General features: G+C 63.6%; 17 protein-coding genes and 3 pseudogenes. 10 read left to right on the top strand and 10 right to left on the bottom strand.

The features are described from left to right. From AC1DWF_RS24275 to AC1DWF_RS24285, 3 genes and pseudogenes are all read right to left on the bottom strand, one after another. Nucleotides 1–207: pseudogene (locus AC1DWF_RS24275) on the bottom strand (lipo-like protein); the annotation flags it as partial. A 48-nt stretch (nucleotides 208–255) separates the two neighbouring features. After that, nucleotides 256–1,188, bottom strand: coding sequence for a CHAD domain-containing protein (locus AC1DWF_RS24280; RefSeq protein ID WP_476842141.1), 933 nt, complete (start codon nucleotides 1,186–1,188; stop codon nucleotides 256–258). After that, entirely contained in the window at nucleotides 1,185–1,658 is a 474-nt protein-coding gene (locus AC1DWF_RS24285) for a CYTH domain-containing protein (protein WP_476783640.1), read from the bottom strand. Before AC1DWF_RS24285 ends, AC1DWF_RS24280 begins: the two co-directional genes overlap by 4 nt. Nucleotides 1,659–1,737: 79 nt before the next feature. Between AC1DWF_RS24285 and AC1DWF_RS24290 the strand changes: the two genes are divergently transcribed. From AC1DWF_RS24290 to AC1DWF_RS24310, 5 genes are all read left to right on the top strand, one after another. Then, nucleotides 1,738–2,421, top strand: a complete 684-nt coding sequence (locus AC1DWF_RS24290; RefSeq protein WP_476783630.1) for a CerR family C-terminal domain-containing protein — start codon at nucleotides 1,738–1,740, stop codon at nucleotides 2,419–2,421. Continuing rightward, the gene (locus AC1DWF_RS24295) at nucleotides 2,418–3,368 is read left to right on the top strand and encodes an HlyD family secretion protein (RefSeq protein ID WP_476783631.1); all 951 of its coding nucleotides are present in this window, start codon (nucleotides 2,418–2,420) and stop codon (nucleotides 3,366–3,368) included. Before AC1DWF_RS24290 ends, AC1DWF_RS24295 begins: the two co-directional genes overlap by 4 nt. 95 nt (nucleotides 3,369–3,463) lie before the next feature. Further along, on the top strand, nucleotides 3,464–4,381 hold the full coding sequence (locus AC1DWF_RS24300; protein ID WP_476783632.1) for an ABC transporter ATP-binding protein: 918 nt from the start codon (nucleotides 3,464–3,466) through the stop codon (nucleotides 4,379–4,381). After that, nucleotides 4,378–5,526, top strand: coding sequence for an ABC transporter permease (locus AC1DWF_RS24305; RefSeq protein WP_476783633.1), 1,149 nt, complete (start codon nucleotides 4,378–4,380; stop codon nucleotides 5,524–5,526). The genes AC1DWF_RS24300 and AC1DWF_RS24305 overlap by 4 nt, the downstream gene beginning before the upstream one ends. A gap of 56 nt (nucleotides 5,527–5,582) precedes the next feature. Further along, nucleotides 5,583–6,401 carry a DUF2066 domain-containing protein gene (locus tag AC1DWF_RS24310; protein ID WP_476783634.1) on the top strand — a complete coding sequence of 273 codons (819 nt, stop codon included), beginning with the start codon at nucleotides 5,583–5,585 and terminating at the stop codon, nucleotides 6,399–6,401. A 157-nt stretch (nucleotides 6,402–6,558) separates the two neighbouring features. Here the strand turns inward: AC1DWF_RS24310 and AC1DWF_RS24315 are convergent, their stop codons facing one another. Further along, nucleotides 6,559–6,879 carry a hypothetical protein gene (locus AC1DWF_RS24315; protein ID WP_476783635.1) on the bottom strand — a complete coding sequence of 107 codons (321 nt, stop codon included), beginning with the start codon at nucleotides 6,877–6,879 and terminating at the stop codon, nucleotides 6,559–6,561. A 176-nt stretch (nucleotides 6,880–7,055) separates the two neighbouring features. On the opposite strand from AC1DWF_RS24315, the gene mbfA reads away from it, so the two are divergent. Further along, nucleotides 7,056–8,039 carry an iron exporter MbfA gene (mbfA, locus tag AC1DWF_RS24320; RefSeq protein ID WP_476788947.1) on the top strand — a complete coding sequence of 328 codons (984 nt, stop codon included), beginning with the start codon at nucleotides 7,056–7,058 and terminating at the stop codon, nucleotides 8,037–8,039. 125 nt (nucleotides 8,040–8,164) lie between these two features. Here the strand turns inward: mbfA and AC1DWF_RS24325 are convergent, their stop codons facing one another. The 4 genes from AC1DWF_RS24325 to AC1DWF_RS24340 form a co-directional block, all read right to left on the bottom strand. Beyond that, entirely contained in the window at nucleotides 8,165–8,929 is a 765-nt protein-coding gene (locus tag AC1DWF_RS24325) for an SDR family oxidoreductase (RefSeq protein ID WP_476783637.1), read from the bottom strand. A gap of 282 nt (nucleotides 8,930–9,211) precedes the next feature. Continuing rightward, on the bottom strand, nucleotides 9,212–9,556 hold the full coding sequence (locus AC1DWF_RS24330) for an antibiotic biosynthesis monooxygenase family protein (protein WP_476783638.1): 345 nt from the start codon (nucleotides 9,554–9,556) through the stop codon (nucleotides 9,212–9,214). Further along, nucleotides 9,553–9,888, bottom strand: coding sequence for an NIPSNAP family protein (locus AC1DWF_RS24335; RefSeq protein ID WP_476788946.1), 336 nt, complete (start codon nucleotides 9,886–9,888; stop codon nucleotides 9,553–9,555). The genes AC1DWF_RS24330 and AC1DWF_RS24335 overlap by 4 nt, the downstream gene beginning before the upstream one ends. Nucleotides 9,889–9,950: 62 nt before the next feature. Then, complete coding sequence (locus tag AC1DWF_RS24340) at nucleotides 9,951–10,154, bottom strand: DUF1127 domain-containing protein (RefSeq protein ID WP_476786988.1); 204 nt, start codon at nucleotides 10,152–10,154, stop codon at nucleotides 9,951–9,953. An 82-nt stretch (nucleotides 10,155–10,236) separates the two neighbouring features. Here AC1DWF_RS24340 and AC1DWF_RS24345 point away from each other — a divergent pair, with 82 nt between their 5' ends. Both AC1DWF_RS24345 and AC1DWF_RS24350 read left to right on the top strand, forming a co-directional pair. Then, complete coding sequence (locus tag AC1DWF_RS24345) at nucleotides 10,237–10,917, top strand: ArsR/SmtB family transcription factor (protein WP_476788945.1); 681 nt, start codon at nucleotides 10,237–10,239, stop codon at nucleotides 10,915–10,917. 275 nt (nucleotides 10,918–11,192) lie between these two features. Further along, on the top strand, nucleotides 11,193–11,345 hold the full coding sequence (locus AC1DWF_RS24350; RefSeq protein ID WP_476786990.1) for a hypothetical protein: 153 nt from the start codon (nucleotides 11,193–11,195) through the stop codon (nucleotides 11,343–11,345). A gap of 228 nt (nucleotides 11,346–11,573) precedes the next feature. On the opposite strand, the gene AC1DWF_RS24355 is transcribed toward AC1DWF_RS24350, so the two are convergent. Next, nucleotides 11,574–12,194: a glutathione S-transferase family protein gene (locus AC1DWF_RS24355; RefSeq protein WP_476788944.1), complete on the bottom strand. Its 621-nt coding sequence runs from the start codon at nucleotides 12,192–12,194 to the stop codon at nucleotides 11,574–11,576. Nucleotides 12,195–12,424: 230 nt separating this feature from the next. On the opposite strand from AC1DWF_RS24355, the gene AC1DWF_RS24360 reads away from it, so the two are divergent. Both AC1DWF_RS24360 and AC1DWF_RS24365 read left to right on the top strand, forming a co-directional pair. Then, nucleotides 12,425–12,775 carry a YciI family protein gene (locus tag AC1DWF_RS24360; protein WP_476787022.1) on the top strand — a complete coding sequence of 117 codons (351 nt, stop codon included), beginning with the start codon at nucleotides 12,425–12,427 and terminating at the stop codon, nucleotides 12,773–12,775. Nucleotides 12,776–12,778: 3 nt separating this feature from the next. Then, a pseudogene (locus AC1DWF_RS24365) lies at nucleotides 12,779–14,011 on the top strand (RNA polymerase sigma factor); the annotation flags it as partial. Between the two features lie 51 nt (nucleotides 14,012–14,062). Here the strand turns inward: AC1DWF_RS24365 and AC1DWF_RS24370 are convergent. Further along, a pseudogene (locus tag AC1DWF_RS24370) lies at nucleotides 14,063–14,277 on the bottom strand (IS110 family transposase); the annotation flags it as partial.

Genomic DNA, 14,277 nt, shown 5'->3' on the forward strand with positions numbered 1-14,277 from the left:
CGACTGGGTCGACTGGGTCAAATATTTGATGACGGCCGAAATGCGCTGATTACCCTCGATCAGCAGGATGTCGCCGGGCTCGAGCGTGCGGCGCAGCGTTTCGGCATCGGAMGGCGTGTAGGGCTCGTAGCCGGACGATTCCACCTGCAAGCGTGAAGCGAGCCAGCGGCCGATGCGGTCGAGCAAGGGGTCGGTCTTCTCAGTCATGACGCAGAGGACGTAACATGAGGCGGACGGGCAGCGCCAGTCGGCGAACTATTCGCTCCYTGCGGCCTCGGTCTCTGCGCTGAGATCGTTGCTGCACTTGCTGGCGAGCCCGCGTACCGTGCGTCTGGGCTTGTCTTCGAACAATTCGGCGGCATCGGTGAGACACAGCTTGCGCAAGGCCTTTTCCGAGCGTTTGAGCAGCCGCACCAGATGCTTCGGCTCCGCACTGTCGAAAGGCGCCTCCCTGGCCTCGATCAATGCGCGCATGACGAACATGTCGTGCAGTTCGCCCAGGCTTTCGCCAAGGGCGTCGAGGCGCTCGCGGCGCGGCTTGACCGGCGATGGCCAGAGCTTGCGCAACAAGGAGAGATGGTCGGCGTGCGTCTTCACCGCCTTGCGCAGGTCGTGGAAATCATCGGGCTCGCCGCGCTCACGCACGTGACCAAGCGCCTTGCGGGCGTGCCGCAATGTCGCCAGCGCGCCATCGACGAGCACATCGGCGGCATTCTCCGGCAGATCGGGAAGCACAAGCGTTTCGAGTGCGGCGAGACATGACTGGCATTCGGCAACCGCCTTGTCGAGAACAGCGCCGAGCCCGGCCCCGCCATGGGCGCTTTCGGTGCGATGACGCGCCAGCATCGCGCGGATGCCGGCAAGGCCGGCGGCGTCCGCCTCATTTGGGAAGTCGGCGATCAGGCGGTCGATGGTCTCGATCGAAGCCGTGGCCTGGCGCGGGCCGGAGATCGATTTGGAGATGTCGCGAAAACKGGCGTTTTCGGCTTGGCAGAATGCCTCGTCGCCCGGGCGAACGAGGCGTAGCAGCGCACGAAGTGCCTTGATGCGCTTGCGGGCGCTGTGCAGCGCCTTTTCGGGACTGTAGCGGGCCGTGTTCAGATGCGTGACGATCTTGCCGATCTCCTCGCCTGGGATACGGCGAACCTCTGAGGTAAGCGGCATCAGGGGATCGATGCGAAAGCTCATGCGGCGACCTCCGGGACGTCGCTGAGGGCCAGTGACGCGTTGTAGTAGCGCGGGTCGTCCGTGACCTCCTGGCCGATCCATGCCGGCAATTCCGAAGCCGGGACATCCTCCGGTGTCTCGAGTTCGGCGATGACCAGCCCGCTCAGCTCACCGCCAAAGACGTCGATCTCATAAAGACGGCCACGATGGCTAACATGATGGCGTGTCTTCTCGATGACACGCCCGATGGCGAAATCCTGCATCTCCTCGGCATCGGACAGCGGCACAGGATATTCGAACTCGTCGCGCTCGCGGCCCCTGGAGCCGAATTTGAGGGTGAGCGTCGCCACCTCGCCATCCGAGATGCGCAAACGGACTGAACGTCCTTGGTTGGAGCCCAGATAGAACTGCCGGATTCGGATCTCGGCCTCGACAAAGCTCCGCCACTCCGGTCCCGTTACCAGGAACTTGCGTTCGATTTCCTTTGCCATGGGACCAGTAAAGCGCGGCGCACGACCCAGCGCAACATCGATCTTGACTTTAATCAATCGATTGATTAAATTTGGCGCCATGAGCAAGGCACCAATCCCGCAAACCGCCTCGGCAGCCGACGCGACCCGCATGGCGCTTGTGCTGGCCGCGCTGAGGCTGTTCGGACGTCAGGGCTTCGACGGAACCTCGACCCGCGAAATCGCCACCGCCGCCAACGCCAATATCGGTTCGATCGCTTATCATTTCGGCGGCAAGGAAGGCCTGAGGCTTGCCGCCGCCGACTATATCGTCGCAACGATCCAGTCGATTGCCGGACAGACGCTCGCCGCCAACACCCCAGCCCAGTCCCAGCCGGTTACCGCCGAAGAAGCCGAGGCCCAGATCGAAGCAGCGATCGAACGCATGGTCGGCTTCATGGTGGCGCGCCCCGAGGCCGGCGAGATCGTGCAATTTGTGCTGCGCGAGCTGTCGATGCCCACCGACGCGCTCGACCGCATCTACACCGGCGTGTTCGAGCCGGTGCACCGCAGGCTCTGCCAGCTCTGGTCCGCCGCCACCGGCGATGAAGCCGAGAGCGAACGCACCCGCATCACCGTGTTCATGATGATCGGCCAGGTGCTCTACTTCCGCATCGCGCGCGCTGCCGTTCTGCGCCGCATGGGCTGGGCGGATGTCGGCCCGGCCGAGGCCAGCAAGGTCATTGGCATCGCCAAGGAAAACGTCGCGGCCATCATCGCCGCACGGAAAGCAAGAGAGCCATGAGCATTCTGTGTTCGATCCCCTTTGCCGCTTCGCTGTTTTCTGCATGCGCCGGTCCAACGCCGCTGGCCGTCGGTTATGTCGAGGGCGACTATGTCTTGCTTGCGCCCATCGAGGTTGCCCAGGTGAACGCGATCGCCGTCAGGCGCGGCGACCGCGTTGAAGAAGGCAAGCCCGTGGCCCTGATGGAAGCGGCCGACGCCAGCATCGCAGTGGCGCAAGCCGAGGCAGCACTGGCGCAGGCGAAGGCTTTGCTTGCCGACCTCAAGATCGGCAAGCGGCCAGAAGAGATCGCCGTGCTCGAAGCCGCCGTGCGCTCGGCCCAGGCCCAGGTCGATGAGACGCAGCGCACCTTGATCCGCACACAGGATCTGACCAAGCGCGGCGTCGCGACCCAGGCACAGCTCGACGATGCAAACACGCAACTCGAAGTCGCCCAGGCAGCCATCGGACAGGCCACGGCCAATCTGGCGGTCGGCCGCCTTCCGGCCCGCGTCGAGACGATCAATGCCGCCGAGAACGCCGTCAAGGTCGCGCAACAACAGCTAAGCCAGGCTCAGTGGCGCTTGTCGCAACGAACCATCGCCGCACCCGCACCGGGCCGTGTCACCGACGTCATCCGAAATCCCGGCGACCTTGCCGGCCCCTCGGCGCCGGTACTGGAAATGCTGCCGGACGGTGCGGTCAAACTGATGGTCTACATTCCCGAGACCGACTTTTCCAAGGTCAGCATCGGCACCCGGCTTGCCGTGCGCTGCGACGGTTGCCCAGACGGGCTGACGGCCAAGATCAGCTACGTTTCGCCCGACCCCGAGTTCACCCCGCCAGTCATCTACTCGCTCGAGAACCGCCAGAAGCTTGTCTACCTTGTCGAGGCACGTCCGGAAGACGCCAACTCGGCGTTGCAGCCGGGGCAGATCGTGGATGTGGCACTGGAGGCAGGGAAATAGGGCAATGAGGCAGTAGGGCAGTAGGAAAAACGCCTGCACATATTGCCCTACTGCCCTACTGCCCTACTGCCCTACTCCCTCGCCGGAGGCACCCAATGAACGCCATCGAAGTCAAAAACCTGGTCAAGCGCTTCGGCGACAAGACTGTCGTCGACCACGTCACCATGACGGTGGCCGAGGGCGAGATCGTCGGCTTTCTCGGGCCCAACGGTTCGGGCAAGACCACGACCATTCGCATCATGTGCGGGCTGCTCACGCCCGACGAGGGCGAAGGCCAGGTGCTCGGCCACGATCTGCGGACCGACAGCCTGAAGATCAAGCGCGAAGTCGGCTATATGACGCAGAAGTTCTCGTTCTACGAGGACCTGACGATCGGCGAGAACCTCGAATTCGTCGCCCGCCTCTACAAGCTCAGGCCGGTCGAGGAACATGTCGCGAGAACGCTGGAGGAGCTTGGCCTGACCAGCCGGCGCGACCAGCTCGCCGGCACGCTGTCGGGCGGCTGGAAGCAGCGCCTGGCGCTCGCCGCCTGCATCATGCACAAGCCCAAGCTGTTGCTGCTCGACGAGCCGACGGCCGGCGTCGACCCCAAGGCGCGGCGCGAATTCTGGGACGAGATCCACCGCCTCGCCCGCGGCGGGCTGACGGTTCTGGTGTCGACCCACTACATGGACGAGGCCGAGCGCTGCCACCGCATCAGCTACATCTCCTATGGCAAGATGCTGGCGACAGGCACCGTCGAGGACGTGGTGCGCAATGCCGGGCTGACCACCTTCGTGGTGTCGGGGCAAAGGCTCGACGAAGTCGCTTCCACGCTCGAAGGCCAGCCAGGCATCGACCAGGTCGCTCCCTTCGGCGCCACGCTGCATGTCGTTGGCTCCGACCGGAAAAAGCTCGAAGCGGCCCTTGCCGACATACGCGGCCAAGACGGGGTGACCGTCGAGCCGGGCGAGACCAGCCTGGAAGACGTGTTCATCCAGTTCATGGCCGGCTCCAAGGACAACATGTCATGAAGAGCATCGGCAACGGCTTCTTCTCCTTCGCCCGGCTCGGCGCATTGCTGATGAAGGAGTTCATCCAGATGCGGCGCGACCGCATCACTTTCGCCATGATGCTGGGCGTTCCCTTGATGCAGCTCGTGCTGTTCGGCTTTGCCATCAACAGCGATCCCAAGAGCCTGCCGGCGGCACTGCTTGCGATGAACAACGACCAGTACACCCGCGCCATCGTCGCTGCCCTGCAGAACACCGATTACTACCGCTTCGACCATGTCGCCACGACCGCCGCGGAGGCAGAGCAACTCATGGCCAGCGGCGCCGTTGCTTTTGTCGTCACCATCCCGGCCGATTTCGGCCGTAGGGTAGCGAGCGGCAACTCGCCCCAGATCCTGATCGAGGCGGATGCCACCGATCCCTCGGCATCGAGCGGCGCGGTGTCGACGCTTGGAACGGTCGCCAGCCAGGCGCTGCTCAGGGCGCAAGGCATGCAAGCGGCGGCAGCCGAGATGGCCAAAGGCCAGCTCGAGGTCGTCGTGCACCGCCGCTACAACCCCGAGGGTATCTCGCAATACAACATCGTGCCCGGCCTGCTCGGCGTTATCTTGCAGATGACCATGGTGATGATGACCTCGATGGCGCTGACGCGCGAAACCGAGCGCGGCACGATGGAGAACCTGCTTGCCATGCCGGTGAGCCCGGCCGAGATCATGCTCGGCAAGGTGCTGCCTTATCTCGTGGTCGGCGCGGTCCAGGTCGCGGTCGTGCTGATTGCCGCGAAGCTGTTGTTTGCCATCCCCTTCGTCGGCTCGCTGCCGCTGTTGTTGTCGGCGATCCTGGTCTTCGTGCTTTCGCTGGTGCTGCTCGGTTACACCATCTCGACGGTTGCCCGCACACAGATGCAGGCGATGCAGCTGACCGTCTTCTTTTTCCTGCCGTCGATCCTGCTGTCGGGCTTCATGTTCCCCTATCGCGGCATGCCCGACTGGGCGCAGGCGTTGGGCGAGTTCCTGCCGCTGACGCATTTCCTGCGCATCATCCGCGCCGTCATGCTGAAGGGCGCCGAGTTCCCGGCAATCGCCACCGAAGTCGGCATCCTCGGCCTGTTCGTCATCTTCTTTGCCGGGTTGGCGCTACTCAGGTTCCGCCGCACCTTGGACTGATCTTTTTTACGGGCAGCCGCTCTGATAGCTTGCAGCCTCCGAACGGAGAGTGCGGCATGCTTCGCGGCGGAATCGGGCTTGGAGTGGCGCTGTGGATCATGGCATCGTTGCTTGGCCCAGCGATAGCGTCCAACCTCTACACCACCCAGACCATCACCAGTGGAACGGCTCCCGAGCGCCGCGATATCGGTTTCGCCCAGTGCCTGCGCGACGTGGTGGTGAAGGTGACGGGCGACAGCCGGCTGCTCAACGAGCCGCGCGTGGCGGAGCAGGCCAGGCATGCCGGCGACCTCATTGCCAGCCATGCGTTTCGCGATCGGATGGGCGGCACACCCATCCACGACGAGCAGGGCAGCTACGACCGGCCGCATGACCTGACCTGCGTCTTCGACGAGGCAAAACTCGACGCCTTTTTGAAGTCGCTGGGCCGCGAGCCGTGGCTCAAGCGTCCACGGCTCGTCGCTGTCGTTGGCATTCACGACGGGAAGGGTGTCGAGAGCATGCTTGCCGGCGACAGTTCTGGTCCGCGCGACCGGGACATGCTGACAGCGCTCGCGCGCGCCGCAGACAGGCTGGCGCTGCCGATGGTGGTGCCAAGCCAAAGACAACTATCGCAGGCAGGGTTGAACACCAGGACGTTGGCGACAGCCGACCCCGCGCGGCTCAACACCTTGGCCAAGATGGCCAGTGGCGACGTCGCGCTCACCGGCACCATCACATGGAGCGACAAGGATCTCGGCTGGGTCGCCAACTGGCGGACGGAAGCCGATGGCGAAAACCAAAGCTGGGGCATTGCTGGTGTCGGCTTCGACGACGCTTTCCGCAATGCGGTGGCTGGTGCCGCGCAAGTGCTGTCGGGGCACGGCGCATTGTAGGGAGTGCCGGTCCCTTCGCCCTCAGAGAGAAGGGAAGGTAGCGTTGTCGTTCGAGCACACCCCTGCCCTTCGCCCCTTCGACAAGCTCAGGGCCTCCGGGCGTTCGTCGTTAGAAAAGCCAAATCGTTGGCTTTTCTTGGCTAACAGCCAACACTCCTCACCCCAGCAGCGACCGCACCCGCTTCTCTCCACCTGCCTTGCGCCAGGCGTTGAAGCGGTGGGTGGCGGCGGCGAAGGAAATCTTCATGGCGCGGGCCACCGAGTAGCGCGAACTGCCCTCGTCGAACATGCGGTAGCAGCACTCCACGCCATCCGGCGTCAGCTTGCCGTCGCCGGTCTTGTTCTGCGGGTTGGCTGGGTCGAACTGCTCGACATGCGGCACGAGCATGCTCTTGAGGCGTTGCAAATCGGCTTCGATGCTGGCGACCAGTTCGAGCACGGGCGTGGGATCGAAGTCGGGTGATTGCTTGGCCGCCATCGGGACATCCTTCTATCAGCTGAGATTAGGCTATATAGCTAAACATTTCGCTATAACAAGAAGCCGCGCCAGTTGTGCGAACGACGCGGCAAAAAAGTCGCATGCCACGCTCACGCATTGACCTGAAAGCGCTGAGATTCTAGTTTAGAACGATTCTAAACTGAGGGAATTTTCTCATGTTATCCCGTGTCTTCGGCTTTGGCCGCCGTGCCTTCGATTCCCTGTCCGAGCAGGAGATCCTGGCTCTCGCCATCTCGTCTGAAGAAGATGACGCCCGCATCTACCGGGCTTATGCGGACGGGCTGCGCGACGAGTTTCCACAGTCGGCCAAGGTTTTCGATGGCATGGCCGAGGAAGAAGACGGGCATCGTGCCGCGCTGATCGAAATGCACCAGGCACGGTTCGGCGAGCGCATTCCGCTGATTAGGCGCGAGCATGTGCGGGGCTATTACGAGCGCAAGCCCGACTGGCTGGTTAGGCCGCTCGGCATCGACAAAGTACGCTACCAGGCCGAGGCGATGGAACAGCAGGCCTATCGCTTCTACATCGAGGCGATCAAGCGGACGAGCGATGCCTCGACCCGCAAGCTGCTTGGCGACCTTGCCGCGGCCGAACAGAGCCACGAGTCGCTCGCTCACAAGCTCGGCGACACGCATGTGCCCGAGGATGTGAAGGAAGAAGAGGCCGCCGGCGAGCGCCGGCAGTTCATCCTGACCTATGTCCAGCCGGGCCTGGCCGGGCTGATGGACGGCTCGGTTTCGACGCTGGCGCCGATATTTGCCGCAGCCTTCGCCACCCAGGACACCTGGCAGACGTTTCTCATTGGCCTGTCGGCCTCGGTCGGCGCCGGCATCTCGATGGGCTTCACCGAGGCCGCGCATGATGACGGCAAGCTTTCGGGCCGCGGCTCCCCGCTCAAGCGCGGCCTCGCCTCCGGCATCATGACCACGGTCGGTGGCCTGGGCCACGCGCTGCCCTATCTGATCCCGCATTTCTGGACAGCGACGACGGTCGCCGCGATCGTCGTGTTCTTCGAGCTCTGGGCCATCGCCTTCATCCAGAACCGTTTCATGGAGACACCGTTCCTGCGTGCTGCCTTCCAGGTGGTGCTCGGCGGCGCGCTGGTGCTTGCGGCAGGCGTCCTGATCGGGAACGCTTAGAGCCTGTTCCATTCCGATTAAATCGGAATGGGGCTCTTTCTTCTTGTTGGAGCATGATCTTTTCCGAAAACCGGTACCCACTTTTCGGGATCATGCTTTAGCCAAGGCTCGCACCGCCGCCCTTCTCAATCCGGCGAAACCGACAGGTTCTGGCCAAGCCCGCCGTCGACCTTGATCTGCTCGCCGGTGGTGAAGGTGGCGTCGAAGCCAAGAAACAACACAGCGCGCGCCACCTCGTCAGCTGTGCCGTGGCGCTTCATCGGCGTCACCGCGTCGCCGATTTCCATGAAAGCTGCACGCTCGTCGGCGGTCGCGCCGGCGACGCCCATGGTCGGCGTATCGATGAAGCCGGGGCTGACCACGTTGACCCTGATCTTGCGCGGCAAGAGCTCGGCGGCCAAAACCCTGCCGAAAGACCGCAGCGCGGCTTTGGTGGCGGAATATACCACCATGCCGGGGGTACCGGAATCATCGGCGACCGACGAGGTAAAGACGATCGAGCCGCCGTCCTTGATCAGCGGGATAAGTCGCTGCGTGGTGAAGAAGGCGCCTTTGGTGTTGATGTTGAACTGGCGGTCGAAGGAGGCTTCGGTGACCTGATCGTAGGGCTCGAGTTCGGAAATGCCGGCATTCATGTGCAGGAAATCGATCTTGCCGAGCTTTTCCCCGACCTCGGCGCCAAGCCTGGCGATCTCGTCCATGTCGGTAATGTCGGAGCGGACGACGTGGGCGCTGCCGCCGAGCGCGCGCTGCGCCTCGTGGATGGTCCTTTCGGTGCGGCCGGTGATCAGCACTTCGGCGCCACCGGCGACAAGAGCCTGCGCGACAGCGAGCCCCATGCCATGCGTGCCGCCGATGATCACGGCCTTCTTGCCCTTGTATTTTGTCATGATCTTTCCCTTGTCGACCCGGCTTTGCCGCGCCCGTTTGCAATCGACGCTGAGGTCCCTTTGTCAAGGACGACGCGGTTCCTGTTTGAACGCCGTCTGCGGGCGCTCTATCCCGCGAGCCCGGCGTCATGACCGAAAGCTAGGAAGTCACTGAGGTGTGCTCAAGTACAGACGAAATAGTAAGGTACTTACCAAAACCTCAGAATTGGAGATTTCTTGCAACAAAAGGAGCAGGAAAGTTGCTGCCTCTCCCGTTTCTACCAGACAGGCAATGGTTACTTTTCATCCATGCGCTTGCCTACTATCCGCAGGCGCTTCGGCGCGCTCGGTCAGGCCATAGTCACGCACAACCTGAGCGATGCGCAGCCGGTAGCCTGAGAAAACCCCTCCCCGGCCGGCCACCTGTGCCTGGCGGTGCTCTTCTGTATTACGCCAAGCCTTCACCGCTTCCTCGTCGCGCCAGAACGACAACGACAAAAGCCGCTTCGGATCCGCAAGGCTCTGAAAGCGCTCGATCGACAGGAAGCCGTCCATGCTGTCGAGCAGCGGGCGCAGGTCAGCGGCGATGCCGAGATAGGCCGCGCGCTGGCCTTGTGCCGGCTCGGCCTCGAAGATGACGGCGATCACGGCTGCCTCACCAGCGATGAATGCGGGCCCGACGCCAGCTTCAGGAAGAGGCGATCCTCTTTGAGGATGAACCTTTCACTCTTTGCGAACTGGTAGTTCTTGCGCCCGAGCGGATCGGCCGCAAGCCGCGCACGATAAGCCTCGTAGGCGGCGAGATTTTCGATGTTGTAGACGCCATAGGCGGTCGTTGCCGAGCCCTCATGCGGCGCGAAATACCCGACCAGGTCAGCACCGCAGCGCGGGATCGCCTGGCCCCAGTTTCGGGCATATTGCTCGAAAGCCGCCCTGCCGAACGGATCGATCTCGTAGCGAATGAAGCAGGTGATGGTCATTTTGGTCTCCGTCTGTTGGCAATAGTTCGGCCGACATCGAAGCGTGCGGCCGAAATGGCGTGCTAACGCCAGAAGGGTTTTGCGCTTTCGCGCTCGACGTCGCGGCGGGTCAGACCAATGTCGTCCAGCTGTTCGTTCGTCAGTTCGGAAAGGTCGAGCCGCTGCAGATGGCGATCATAGCCGCGAGCGAGGAAGCGGAGCACACGGCCAAACGCTCCAAGGGCCCGGGGGTTCGGCTCGGTTGCGAGTTCGGTTTTCATCGTCATGGCGGGCTCCTTTCTCAGGTCGGAGAATACGCATTGCCTGACGAGAATGCTTCGACTACCATCGAACCATGGAGGTAGCGCCATGAAGGAAGGTCCCGACATCGCCCGTATCGCCAGCCTGGTCGGCGACCCGGCGCGTGCGAACATGCTGACCGCGCTGATGAACGGCGGCGCGCTGACGGCAAGCGAACTGGCACTGGAGGCGGGCGTCAGCTTGCCCACGGCAAGTTCGCATCTCGCAAAGCTGATGGACGGCAAGCTTTTGACGGTGGCGAGCCAGGGCAGGCATCGCTACTACGCGCTTGCCGGCTCCGAAGTGGCGGCGATGATCGAAGCGATCAGCGGCGTGGCCGCCCATTCGGGGCCGCAACGCGCCCGACCGGGTCCGCGCGACAAGTCGATGCGCGAGGCCCGCGTCTGCTACGACCATCTTGCCGGCGACCACGCGGTGGCGATGTTCGACCGATTCATCGCCGAAGAGATCCTCGTGCGCGACGACGATACGGTTCGGCTCGGGCCGTCAGGTGCGAGCTACTTTGCGGGCGTCGGCATCGACACGACAGGGCTCAGCAATTCGCGCCGGCCGATGTGCCGTGCTTGCCTCGACTGGAGCGTTCGTCGCTCGCATCTGGCGGGATCGCTGGGCACCGCGATCCTCGACAAGATCATTGGCGAGAAATGGGCACGTCGGCCGACCGGCAGCCGGGTCGTCGAGTTCACCCCGACCGGACGCAAGGCGTTTGAAAAACTCTTCCTCGCCTGACGGCGAAATCTGCCTCAGCGGCCTGTTCGGCGTAACGGCGCGCTGAAACCTGTGGATAGTTTCGCGGCAATATGCGGATACATCCGTGGTGCAAAAGACACATCTTAACCAATACCGCCCGATCAGGCCTAAATGCCTAGAAAAGAACGCAATTCGGCCGCGATCGGGCGCATTTTCACACGAAGATTAACATCGCGTTCACCGAAGATTCACAACCGCCGACTATGATCGCTTCCACGTTCGGGACGAGCCCCGAAGGGACAGGGATAAGAACAATGGCTATCTGGAACCACCTCACTCACGCCGCTGTGGCGTTTCGCGAATTCATCGCTCCGACTTACCGCCCCGAGCGCCACTACATGCGTGGTCCTGGACCGGCCTGCGCGCGCCGCACCAGCACACTCCAAGCGCGCGTGACGTTCCACTGATCATGACAGTTACCGGACGTCACGAAAGCCGCATCGCTCGGCCGACCAGCGATCACCGCTCGACCACATTGCGCGGCGAACGCCGGGCGATTGTTTCGACCCGCCTTTAAGGCGTGGCCAAGCCCGCCGGGGGCTCAAGCCCGGCTGCACCAAATACGGAATGAAACTTTGGAGCGCCGCATCTTTGCGGACGCGGCGCATTTCCGTTGATCAGAGATCGGGTCGCCTTCACCACATCGCATGGCTGGCGTTGAGCTGCTTGAGCACGGCGTGCTCGCGCAGCGCCGCACAGGCGCGTTCGATGTTCGGCCAGGTCGCAGCGAGCTTGCCGGCCTCGGGGTGCCAGTGAGCGAGCATCAGCAAATAGACGTCGGCGATCGACATGCGCTCACCGGCGAGCCAGTCGCGACCCTCGAGTGCCGCATTGAGGACACCGAAGCCGCGGTCGAACTCGGCGACGGCTGCGACCTTCACCGCTTCGGCACCTTGCGGGTCGGCGGTGTAGCGCTGTGCATAGTAGTAACGCAGGATTGCCGGATACATCACCGACGACAGGAAAGTGAGCCAGCGCAGGAAGTCGGCGCGGCCCGGTGCCTCGGCTGCCGGTGCAAGGCGGGCATAGGGATGACGCTCGGCGAGCAGCAGGCACATGGCTGCCGACTCGGTCATCGAATGGCCGTCCGGCAGAACCAGCGCCGGCACCTGGCCGAGCGGGCTGATCCTGCGGAATTCCGCGTCGGGCTCGACGCCCTTGACGACCTCGATGCGCTCGAACGGCACGCCCGCCAGTTCGAATGCCACTTCGACGACAAAGCCGCCGCTGCCGGCGCGCGTATAAAGTCTGTACATTCTCGTCCCCCCAGCCGGATCCCCCAGCGGGTGGATATGGCATGGTGCCGGCAACTTCCTCAAGCCGGGCCAGCACCCGCCAGAGCTGAATTTTCACCAGTCCAGCCGGCCGTTTCCATGTGGTAGGCTCGCGCGCCGCAAAAAATTCTGCTGGCCTGTCGAAATCGGCTTTCGTCAGGCGACTTCCGTTTGGCCCGCGACGATGCGGCCTGGAAAATCAGGAGACGACAATGCAGTACATGCTTCTACTCCACCACGACGATGCGCCGTTCGTGGCGGCAAGCCATAGCGAGCAGGAGAAGATGTCCGCGCCCTACATGGCCTACAACGAAGCGCTGATCAAAGCCGGCGCGATGGTGTCAGGCGAGCGCCTTCGCGGGCCGTCGACCGCCACCACCGTGCGCGTGCGCAACGACAAGACCGAGGTGCTCGACGGACCGTTTGCCACCACCAAGGAGCAGCTCGGTGGCTTCTACATCATCGAGGCGCCCGATCTAGATGCAGCCATTGGCTGGGCGGCGCGTTGCCCGGGCGCCAGCTATGGCACCATCGAAGTGCGGCCAATCTGGCCGATCCGCTAAGGCATGACCGCAGGCGCCGAACAAGCACGGGCGGCGGCGGAAGCCGCTGCCCGCCAAAGTTATGGCAGGCTCGTCGCCTATCTGGCGTCGCGCACCCGGGACGTCGCGGGTGCCGAAGACGCACTCGCCGATGCCTTTGCCGCGGCTTTGTCCAGATGGCCTGACATTGGCGTGCCGGACCATCCGGAGGCCTGGCTCCTGACGGTGGCGCGGCGGCGCTCGATCGACCAGCAGCGGCGGCGCATCACCGGCGAGGCCGGCCAGGCCCATCTGCGGCTGATCGGCGAAGAACTGGAACAGGAGATGGCGCGCGAGAAATTTCCCGACGACCGGCTCGGCCTGATCTTCGCCTGCGCCCATCCGGCGATCGAAGCCGGCGTGCGCGCGCCGCTGATCCTGCAGACGATCCTCGGCTTCGATGCCGCGACCATTGCCTCGGCTTTCCTAGTTTCGCCTTCGACCATGAGCCAGCGCCTGGTGCGGGCGAAATCACGCATCAAGCAGGCCGGCATCCCGTTCCGCATCCCCGAAACGGCGGAACTCGGCGAAAGGCTGTCGGCGGTGCTGGAAGCGATCTACGCCGCCTTCGCCGAGGGCTGGACCGACCCGGCGGGAACGGAATCGCGCCGGCGCAACCTTGCCAGCGAAGCCATCTGGCTAGGCAGGCTGGTGGTGCAGTTGATGCCTGATGAGCCGGAGGCGCTCGGCCTTTTGTCGCTGATGCTGCATGCCGAGGCGCGCCGCACCGCCCGCCGCGACCTTGAAGGTAAGTTCGTGCCGCTCAGCGAACAGGATACGCTTTTGTGGGACGCCGAGTTGATCGCCGAGGCTGACGCGCAACTTCAGCGCGCCGGCGCCTTTGACGGCATCGGCCGCTACCAGATCGAGGCGGCGATCCAGTCGGCACATGCGGCGCGGCGCTTTGCCGGCACCACCGACTGGGCGGCAATCGCCACGCTTTATGCCGGCCTGATGACGATCTCCGCCTCGCCGGTCGTCGCCGTCAACCATGCGGTGGCGGTGGCATATGCCGGTGGGCTGGAACGGGGCATCACCCTGCTCGACGCCATCGATGACCCCAGGCTCAACGAATACCAGCCCTACTGGGCCGCGCGTGCCGAACTGCTGTCGCTGGCGGGCAATCTCTCCGAGGCCGACAAGGCCTATCAGCTTGCCATCGGGCTTGAGACCGACCAAGCCGTGCGCGCCTTCCTCAAGCGAAAACGAGCGGCTGTCGCCGACGCCCCCTCTCCCTGTTCTTTACGGGGAGAGCGACTGTCTTGGCGGTCAAGCGGTTTGCCATGGTTTTTGGTCCCGGATCATGGCGTTGAGGATGGTGAGGAGCTTGCGCATTGTCGCGACGATGGCGACGATCTTGGGCTTGCCGGCGGCAACGAGCCTGTCGCGGAAGGCCTTGAGGACAGGGTTGTGACGTGCGGCGACAAGGGCTGCCATGAACAGTGCGGCGCGGACGCGCGTCCTGCCGCCGCCGATGAAGCTCT

The organism is Aminobacter sp. P4_D5, assembly GCF_056401815.1.